This is a genomic window from Amycolatopsis sp. NPDC059657 (genome assembly GCF_042734395.1).
Taxonomy (GTDB): Bacteria; Actinomycetota; Actinomycetes; order Mycobacteriales; family Pseudonocardiaceae; genus Amycolatopsis.
On sequence record NZ_JBHWEB010000219.1, the window covers coordinates 1 to 7,963 of the forward strand.

Below are 7,963 nucleotides of genomic sequence, written 5' to 3' on the forward strand. Positions count from 1 at the left end.
GGTTAGAACCGGCCGTACCACTCACGACCCCACTGCGTCGATCACCCGGTCCACCTGGTCGGCGGTGAGGTGGGGGCCGATGGGGAGGCTGAGCACCTCGTCGGCAAAGCGCTCCGCGAGCGGGAACGGCCCCAGGCCGAGCGGAGCGTAGGCGGGCGACGAGTGCACCGCGACCGGGTAGTGCACGAGTGTGCCCACCCCGGCCTGCTCCAGCCGCGCGGCGAGCGCGGAACGGTCCGCGGCACGCACCACGAACAGGTGCCAGGCATGCGAGGCCCACGAAGCGACGCGAGGCAGTTCCAGGTCCAAACCCTTGAGCCCGGCCAAGTACCGCTCCGCGACCCGGGCCCGCCGCGCGTTCCACTCGTCGAGCAATGGCAGTTTGACGCGCAGCACCGCGGCCTGGATCTCGTCGGTGCGCGAGTTCGTGCCGATCACCTCGTGCTGGTACTTCACCCGCGAGCCGTAATTGCGCAGCAGGCGGACCTTCTCCGCGAGCTGCCGATCCGAAGTCACCACCGCGCCACTGTCACCCAATGCGCCCAGATTCTTGCCAGGATAAAAGCTAAAGGCCACAGTGGACGGTGACGCGCCAATACGCTGTCCATTGTAGACAGCACCGGGAGACTGAGCCGCGTCTTCGACGACGGCCAGTCCGTGACGGTCCGCGATGGCACGCACGGCATCGAGATCAGCGGGATGCCCGTACAGGTGCACAGGCAGGATCGCGCGCGTACGCGGTGTGATCGCGGCTTCGATCAGCGCGGGGTCGAGAGTGAACGTCGCCGGGTCCGGCTCGACCGGGACCGGGATCGCGCCGGCGTCCGAGACGGCCAGCCAGGTCGCGATGAACGTGTGCGCCGGGACGATGACCTCGTCACCGGCACCGATGCCGAGCCCCTTCAAGATCAACGAAAGCGCGTCGCCGCCGTTGCCGACCGCCACGCAGTGTTCCGCTCCGCAGTAGGCCGCGAACTCGGCTTCGAACGCCTCGACCTCCGGCCCGGCGAGGTACCAGCCGGAGCGCAGCACCCGGCCCACCGCGTCGTCGATCCGCTCGCGCAGTTCGAGATAGGGCGCGCGCAGGTCGAGGAACGGAACGTTCATGCCAGAAGGATGTCGTCGCCGTCTACGGGCGGACATCTTCGAAAATGCGGAGCTCGTGCGAGAAAGGATGTTTCGGGGACGAAGTGCGCCAAATGCGCGCTATGGTGAGTTCGTCACGTTGAGTAACCAACTGTAAGGAAACGCAGAGACGATGACCACATATGTGTTGATCCACGGCGCCGGTGATGTCGGCTGGGCGTGGCACCTGCTGGAAGCGGAGCTGCGCGCGAACGGGCATGACACGGTGGCGCCCGACCTTCCCATCGAAGACGACTCCGCAGGACTTTCCGACTACGTCGACTCCGTCGTCAAAGCCGTCGGCGACCGCGAAGACGTCGTGGTGGTCGGCCACTCCTTCGGCGGCATCGTCGCGCCGCTGGTGGCGGAGCGGCTTTCCGCCAAGGTGATCGTGCTGCTCGCCGGCATGATCCCGGCCCCCGGCGAGACCACGAACGACTGGTGGGGCAACACCGGCTACAGCGCGGCCTCGGCGAAGGCCGCCAAGAAGGACGGCGGGCTCACCGGCAACCCCGACCCGTTCGTCAGCTTCTACAACGGCGTGCCCCGCGAACTCGCCGAGCAGGCGATGAGCAAGGAGCGCGGGCAGTCCGAGTCGGCGATGAACGACCCGTGGCCCCTCGACGCATGGCCGGACATCACGACGAAGTTCATCCTGTGCACCGAAGACCGGTTCTTCCCGCCGGCGTTCTTCCAGAAGCTGGTCAAGGACCGCCTCGGCATCACCCCGGACGAGGTCTCGGCCTGCCATTGCGCGGCGCTGGCGAGGCCGAAGGAAATCGCCGCTCTCCTGGAGTCGTACACAGACTGAGCAGGTTGTGAGATGCCGGCCGCGCGAATGGGCTGAAACCCTGACAGATGCACCAAAAGCATCCTTGGGAGGACCTTCATGCGCGTCCTGTTCACCACCTGTCTCAACAAGTCGCAGGTCTACATCCTGGCGCCATTGGCGTGGGCGATGCGCACGGCCGGACATGACGTGCGCGTCGCCATCCCGCCGGACCTGGCCGAGGATGTCGCCGCGATCGGGCTGGCGGCCGCGCCGATCGGCGAACTGATGCCGCACCTCAAAGAGGACCTGGCCGAGGCCGAACCCGAGCAGAAGGTCGCGTCGGACGCCGACCCGCTCAACCGCGTCAAGCCGCACCAGTCGAATTACGGCTGGGAGGACCCGCCCGGCGAATTCGTCCATCTCGCCGAGGATTTCTTCCCCATGCTCACCCCCGACGGGATGTGGGAAGGGCTCATCGACTACGCCAAAGCCTGGAAGCCGGACCTGATCATCTGGAACACACTCGCCTTCGCGGGCCCGATCGCGGCGCGCGTCACCGGCGCCGCGCACGCCCGCCTGCTGTGGGGGGTGGACGCGATGGCGCAGGTGCACGCCAAGTTCGTCGAAAAGCGTGACGCCGAAGGCATTCCCGACCCGATGAAGACCTGGCTCGGCCCGAAACTCGAGCGCCACGGCCATACCTACGACGACGAGATCGCGCTCGGCCAGTGGACGATCGACCCCGCGCCGCAGTCGCTGTTCCACCCGAAGAACACCGGCGTGCACTACGTGCCGGTGCGGCAGGTGGTGTTCAACGGCCCGGCGATCGTGCCCGACTGGGTCAACGAACCGCTGACACGCAAACGGGTTTGCCTCACGCTCGGCTTCTCGCATCGCGAGTCGCACGGCATCGAGGCGTCCACCGCCGACCTGCTGGAAGCGGTGTCGGACCTCGACGTCGAGGTGGTCGCGACGTTCAGCGCCAAGCAGCTCGCCTCGCTGGACCGCTTGCCGGACAACGTGCGCCCGGTCGAGTTCGTGCCGCTCGGCGCGCTGCTGCCGACCTGCTCGGCGATCGTGCACCACGGCGGCACCGGCACGTTCGGCACCGCGATCGAGCACGGCGTGCCGCAGCTCATCGTGCCCGGCACGTACTGGCACGAGAAATGGTGGGCGCCGGTCTCGCAGGCGAACATGCTCGAGGAGCGCGGCGCGGGCATCTACGTCGGCGACTCCGACCAGCTGACGCCGGAGAAGCTCCGCTCGGATCTCGCCAAAGTGCTCGACGACCCGTCGTACAAGCTCGCCGCCGAGCGCCTGCGCATCGACCAGCTGAGCGTGCCGAGCCCGAACGAGATCGTTCCGCAGCTGGAGCGGCTCACCGCAGAGCATCGCAAGAACGGATAGAACGCTCCAACAGAAAGGAACCCGTGATGAGTTCGGACCCCGCGGCGACGACCGCAGGCCGGCGAGAATGGCTGGGGCTGGCGGTGCTCGCGCTGCCGACACTGCTGCTCGCGATCGACCTCGGCGTGCTCTACCTCGCGCTGCCGAAGCTGAGCGAAGATCTCCACCCCAGTAGCACCCAGATCCTGTGGATCATGGACATCTACGCCTTCATGACCGCGGGGTTCCTGGTCACCATGGGCACACTCGGCGACCGGATAGGCAGGCGGCGGCTGCTGATGATCGGCGCCACCGCGTTCGGCATCGCCTCCGTGCTCGCCGCTTTCTCGACATCAGCCGAGATGCTGATCGTCACCCGCGCGCTGCTCGGTATCGCGGGCGCGACGCTGGCACCGTCCACTTTGGCCCTGATCAGCACGATGTTCACCGACGAGGGTGAGCGCGGCAAGGCCATCGGTGTGTGGATGAGCTGCTTCATGGCCGGCACCGCGCTCGGCCCGGTGGTCGGCGGTGTGCTGCTGCAGTGGTTCTGGTGGGGTTCGGTGTTCCTGCTCGGTGTCCCGGTGATGATCGTGCTGGTGATCGCCGCGCCGAAGCTGCTGCCCGAGTACCGCGACCCCAACGGCGGCAAGCTCGACCTGCTGAGCGTGGCGCTTTCGCTGGCCACGATCCTGCCGGTCATCTACGGCATCAAGGAGATCGCGCACGACGGCGCCGGCGTTTCCCAGCTCGCGATCGTCGCCGCCGGGCTCGTCGTCGGCGTGATCTTCGTGCTGCGGCAGCGCAAGCTCGCCAACCCGCACGTCGACGTGGGGCTGTTCAAGTTCCCCGCGTTCTCCGGCGCGCTCGGCATGCTGCTGCTCGGCCCGGCCGTGATGGGCGGTGTCGGCCTGTTCGGTAATCAGTTCCTGCAGATGGTCGAGAACCTTTCTCCGCTGCAGGCCGGACTCTGGGCGGTGCCGTCGGCACTGGCCACAGTGGCCAGTGCGATGTACGCACCCGCGCTGGCACAACGGATTCGTCCCGGTTACATCGTCTCCGCGGGCGCGGTGATCTTGGCGATCGGCGCGCTGGTGCTGACCCAGGTGACCGCGGAATCCGGGCTGGCGACCCTGGTCATCGGGATGACGCTGGTGTTCTTCGGGTTCGGGCCGATGGCCTCGCTCGGCACCGAGCTCATCATCGGCGCGGCGCCGGAAGAGAAGGCGGGTTCGGCCGCCTCGATGTCGGAGACCTCCAGCGAGCTCGGCGTGGCGCTGGGCGTCGGCATCCTCGGCGCGGTCGGCACGGCCGTCTACCGCAGCGAGATCGCGGACACGTTGCCCGCTGGCGGCCCTGAAGCCGCCAAGGACACGCTGGCCGGCGCGCTTTCGGTGGTCACCGACGGCGGGAGCGCCGTGCTCACCGCGGCGCGGACCGCGTTCACCAGCGGCCTCACCACGGTCGCGCTGGTGTGCGCCGGGATCGGCGTCGTGCTCGCGGTGCTGGCCGCGTCGCTGCTCCGGCGGGTCGGCGAGCCCGAGCCGTCCGCGGTGACGGAGACAGAGGCCGTCGAAGTCGCTTAGCCACAACCGAAAAGGGCTCCCACGCGCTGTGGGAGCCCTTTTTCCGTTACGGAAGCGTGGTGGTGTGCAGGTTCGCGCTGATGGTCACCAGCACGCGCCAGCGGCCCCACCGGTCGCGGGTGTAGGTCTGCGAGCTGACGAACGTCTCCTCGAAGTGGTCGTCGGGAAAGGTCAGCGTCGCGTTCGTGAGCACGAAGGCGGTGTTGCAGTCGACGACCTCCTTGAGCACCGGGAACGAAGACGTGAAGTTCATCGAGAACAGGCCTGCGAACAGCTCCTTGATCGCGGCCTTGCCGTACTGGATCGTGCCGTCGGGGTCGACCTTGGTGGCGTCCTCGCGGAAGAAGTCGGCGAACCGGTTGATGTCACGGGCGTCGAAGGCGTCGTTGTAGGCCTGCTTGGCCTGGTCGAACTGGGTACGGCAGGCGGCGACCGGGTCGTAGCTCTGGTGCCGGCTTCCGGCCTGCGCGGGCGCGGTCAGCAGGCTGGCCGCGCCGAGCAGGACGGCCGCGATGGCGGTTTTCCGGAATTTGCTCATGGAGTTCTCCTGAATACGGTTGGGGGTTGACCGTTTTCCGTTTCTTTACGCCACAAAGCGCCGCCGGAGGATGATTCCTCCGCCGGCGCCATGCGGTGCCTCTGGGTGCTCTTCAGCCGGGTAACACCGCCTTTTTCGCCGACCGGCGCAGCCACCAGGCGACCAGTGCGATATTGACCAGCCAGTTCAGCCAGAAACCGGCGAACTGGGCGATGGCCAGCACCGTCATTTCGTCGTCGGGGAACAGCGGCGCGACGGCGTACCAGGCACCGGTGAAGAACAGCCGCCCGGTGAGAATGCTCGTCGCGAGCCCGAAACTGTAGAGCATGTACTTGCGGTGCTGAGCCCATTGCCGCCGCCTGGCCGTGACGTAGCCAGCCGCGGTGACCCCCAGCGTCAGCACCGCCCACAACGAGGACCCGATCGCGCTGAGCCCGGTCAGGATGCCGAACGGCACGATGACCAGCGAAAGCACCGCCGACGGCCCGATTCCCGCGAAGATGTACAGCCTGCCGCTGATCCGGTGCGCACGGGGATGACGCTCGCGCAGCCACGCCCACACCTGCAGGCAGACGGTCACGATCGCGATCGTGCCGGTGGCGATGTGCCCGATCAGCAACGGATAGTGCAACCGGAAGCGTTCGTTGATCGGAATCAGCGACTGCGCCGGGTCACCGGTCAGATAGCGTGGCAGATACATGAGCATGAAGGCCGCCACGAGCAGCCCGAGCGGAATCATCCACGGCCGGAAGAAGCGCGCTCGCGCCTTTTCTTCCACTCGCGGTATCGGCCGTAGCTGTTCCGGCGTCTGCGTCATGATCACTCCCCAGCTTCAATCCAGGCGAATCCCTCGTTGCAGACACGCTATGTGCCCCGATGCCCGAATTCCTCTTTCAACGTGCGCAAACTGTGCAGTACAGGAGTGGGAGGGAATTGACGTTCGCTCCTATTGTTGCTGGGCAAAGCGCATCCAAGGAGGAGCAGATGTACGACTACGTGATCGTCGGAGCGGGATCGGCGGGCTGCGCGCTCGCCGCCAGATTGAGTGAGGATCCGGATGTGAAGGTCTGCCTCATCGAGGCAGGGCCCGCTGACACGTCGCCGAACATCCACGTGCCCGCGGCGTTCTCGAAGCTGTTCCGCACCAACGTCGACTGGGACTACGACACCCACGACGAGCCGTTCCTCGACCGCCGCCGGATCTATCTGCCGCGTGGCCGCGTGCTGGGCGGGACGAGCTCGATCAACACCCAGATCTACATCCGCGGCAACCGGCTCGACTACGACGCGTGGGACCAGCCGGGCTGGTCCTTCGACGAGCTGCTCCCCTACTTCAAGCGCTCCGAGGACAACGAACGCGGCGAGTCCGAGTTCCACGGCGCCGGCGGCCCGCTGGCGGTCTCGGAGAACCGTTCGCGCAACCCGATGTCCACCGCGTTCGTCGAGGCGGGCGTGCAGGCGGGTTTCGCGGCGAACGACGACTTCAACGGCGCTTCGCAGGACGGCTTCGGCTACTTCCAGCTGACCCAGAAGGACGGGCGCCGCGCGAGCACCTCCACCGCGTTCCTGCACCCCGCGCTGGGCCGCCCGAACCTCACGGTCGAGACCAACGTCCACGTCCACCGCGTGCTGATCGAGAACGAGTTCGCCGTCGGCATCGTCGGCCAGCGCCTCGACGAGGAGATCACCATCCGCGCCGAGCGCGAGGTCATCCTCGCCGCGGGCGCCTACAACTCACCTCAGCTGCTGATGCACTCGGGCATCGGGCCCGCCGCGCTGCTCGGCCCGCTGGGCGTGCCGGTGGTCGTCGACCAGCCGCTGGTCGGCCAGAACCTCCAGGACCACGCGCTCATCCCGCTGGTGTTCACGCACGAGCACCCGGTGAGCATGCTCGCCGCCGGTGCGCCGGAGAACTTCCAGCAGTTCATGGCCGAGGGCCGCGGACCGCTGACCTGCAACGGCCCCGAGACCGGCGGTTTCGTCCGCACCAGGCCGGAACTGCCGGCGCCGGACGTCGAGTACCTGTCCGCGCCGGTCATGTTCATCGACAGCGGCCTTGCCATGCCGACCGCGCACGCGCTCACCTTCGGCCCGTCGATGCTCACCCCCCGCAGCCGCGGCGCGGTCACCATCGCCTCGGACGACCCGACCACGAAACCCCGTATCCAGCACAACTTCTTCGCCGAGCAGGAGGACCTCGCGGACGCGATCACCGCGCTGCGCATCGGTCTCGACATCTCCCGCCAGGAAGCGCTGCGGGAGTACGCCTCGAACCCGTACCGCCCGCCCGCCTCGGACTCCGACGCGGACCTGACCGACTACATCCGCAAGTTCACCCACTCCATCTACCACCCGGTCGGCACCTGCGCGATCGGTTCGGTGGTCGACACCGAGCTGCGGGTCGGCGGGGTCGGCGGCCTGCGCGTCGCCGACGCCTCGGTGATGCCCGTGATCCCGCGCGGCAACACCAACGCCCCGACCATCGCGGTCGCCGAGAAGGCGGCGGACCTCATCCGCAAGGCCACCGCCTAGTGAGTCGTGAGTGTTGCCGACGGT

Annotated in this window: 7 protein-coding genes; 4 read left to right on the top strand and 3 right to left on the bottom strand. The window is 67.5% G+C overall.

What is annotated here, in order from left to right:
- Positions 1-21 precede the first annotated feature (21 nt).
- Positions 22-1,107, bottom strand: a complete 1,086-nt coding sequence (locus ACFV15_RS47190; RefSeq protein ID WP_378359949.1) for a DegT/DnrJ/EryC1/StrS family aminotransferase — start codon at positions 1,105-1,107, stop codon at positions 22-24.
- Between the two features lie 151 nt (positions 1,108-1,258).
- Between ACFV15_RS47190 and ACFV15_RS47195 the strand changes: the two genes are divergently transcribed.
- The 3 genes from ACFV15_RS47195 (at position 1,259) to ACFV15_RS47205 (ending at position 4,869) form a co-directional block, all read left to right on the top strand.
- Positions 1,259-1,936: an alpha/beta hydrolase gene (locus ACFV15_RS47195; protein ID WP_378359951.1), complete on the top strand. Its 678-nt coding sequence runs from the start codon at positions 1,259-1,261 to the stop codon at positions 1,934-1,936.
- Positions 1,937-2,014: 78 nt separating this feature from the next.
- On the top strand, positions 2,015-3,304 hold the full coding sequence (locus tag ACFV15_RS47200) for an activator-dependent family glycosyltransferase (protein ID WP_378359952.1): 1,290 nt from the start codon (positions 2,015-2,017) through the stop codon (positions 3,302-3,304).
- 26 nt (positions 3,305-3,330) lie between these two features.
- Positions 3,331-4,869 carry an MFS transporter gene (locus tag ACFV15_RS47205; protein ID WP_378359953.1) on the top strand — a complete coding sequence of 513 codons (1,539 nt, stop codon included), beginning with the start codon at positions 3,331-3,333 and terminating at the stop codon, positions 4,867-4,869.
- A 46-nt stretch (positions 4,870-4,915) separates the two neighbouring features.
- Here the strand turns inward: ACFV15_RS47205 and ACFV15_RS47210 are convergent, their stop codons facing one another.
- Entirely contained in the window at positions 4,916-5,407 is a 492-nt protein-coding gene (locus tag ACFV15_RS47210) for a YybH family protein (protein WP_378359954.1), read from the bottom strand.
- A 112-nt stretch (positions 5,408-5,519) separates the two neighbouring features.
- Complete coding sequence (locus ACFV15_RS47215) at positions 5,520-6,224, bottom strand: DUF2306 domain-containing protein (RefSeq protein ID WP_378359955.1); 705 nt, start codon at positions 6,222-6,224, stop codon at positions 5,520-5,522.
- 167 nt (positions 6,225-6,391) lie between these two features.
- Here ACFV15_RS47215 and ACFV15_RS47220 point away from each other — a divergent pair, with 167 nt between their 5' ends.
- Positions 6,392-7,939: a GMC family oxidoreductase gene (locus ACFV15_RS47220; RefSeq protein ID WP_378359957.1), complete on the top strand. Its 1,548-nt coding sequence runs from the start codon at positions 6,392-6,394 to the stop codon at positions 7,937-7,939.
- Positions 7,940-7,963 lie beyond the last annotated feature (24 nt).